Below are 870 nucleotides of genomic sequence, written 5' to 3'. Positions count from 1 at the left end.
ATAGTATGATTTTTCACTTATTAATAGTAGACGATGAAACTATATTTAGAAAAGGTCTGTCAGAATATATAAATTGGGAAACATATGATTGTGTTGTTTCAGCTACAGCTAAGAACGGAACAGAGGCTATCGACATAATCGAAAGTACTCCCATTGATATTGTAATAACCGATGTAAGAATGCCTTCGCTTGATGGTATTGGGCTTGCAAAATACATTCATGAAAACCATCCTGAAATCTCTGTAATCATACTTTCAGGATATTCAGAATTTGAATATGCACGTTCTGCAATTCAGTATAATGTTGCAGAATACCTGTTAAAACCGGCTGCAAAAAAGGATGTAATAAATGCAGTTCAAAATGTTGCGAAAAAACTACTTGAATCCAAATCTTCTATCAGCAAAAGTGAACAGGCTTTTCTTAAGGATCAATTTTTCCAGGAACTTACAGACCATGTTGTACCTGATGATTCCTTAAACAAACTATCAAATTTTGATATTAATTTAAACAATTATTACGTAGCTGCATTTCAATTACCTGATGACATGTCAATGGTTGGAACATTAAAAGATATAATAATTGACAACAAGCTTAACAGTTATTGCTTTAGATATAACAATCTTATTATAAATGTATATTTTGATTATGAAACCGAAGACACATCCGCAATAATTGATAACTGCAACACAATTGATTCTTCATTTAAAATGTTTACATCGTTAAATGTAAATGCGGGTATAAGCGGTTATCATCACAGTGCACGTAATTTTTCAACAGCCGTTTCTGAGGCAATATTAGCGTTATCCTTAAATTTTTATTTTTCTGCCCATGTTGTTGAATTTTCCAGTGATTACGTTGCAGGTAAAGAAA

Annotated in this window: 1 protein-coding gene; it reads left to right on the top strand. The window is 32.0% G+C overall.

The genetic code is table 11. The annotated features are described in order from the left end of the window. Positions 1–870 (top strand): response regulator (locus ABMA45_RS00170; RefSeq protein WP_348029854.1); only part of this gene is annotated, 870 nt, incomplete at both ends.

This window comes from Eubacterium sp. CAG:156 (assembly GCF_000434315.1).
Classification (GTDB): Bacteria; Bacillota; Clostridia; order Lachnospirales; family Lachnospiraceae; genus Eubacterium_U; species Eubacterium_U album.
Note: the sequence above shows the minus strand (reverse complement) of the source record. Positions and strands in the feature narration are given on the sequence as shown.